A 252-nucleotide genomic window follows, 5' to 3' on the forward strand; every position below is an offset into this window, starting at 1 on the left:
AGGCGACGCGGAACGCGGGCGCGAGTCAGGTCTTCGAGGTGGACATCTCTCCGGAGAAGAGGCCACTAGCCCGCGAGACCGATGCCCCGCTCTACGTCGACGCCTCCGACACCACCGCCCGCGGGATCCGCTCCCTCACCGGCCACCAGGGGGTCGACGTCGCCGTGGAGGGGGTGGGCCGTGCCGTGTCCATTCCCGCGGCGTGGGACTCCACCCGCCGCCGCGAGGGCGCGTCGGGCGTGCGCGTTGGCG

The 252-nt window shown here is 74.2% G+C and carries 1 protein-coding gene; it reads left to right on the forward strand.

The window, feature by feature from the left end; genetic code table 11:
- The coding region (locus tag KVT44_RS56450; protein ID WP_217577072.1) for a zinc-binding dehydrogenase at positions 1–252 on the forward strand (252 nt) is incomplete at both ends.

It is taken from the genome of Streptomyces sp. GbtcB7, from assembly GCF_019091445.1.
Classification (GTDB): Bacteria; Actinomycetota; Actinomycetes; order Streptomycetales; family Streptomycetaceae; genus Streptomyces; species Streptomyces mirabilis.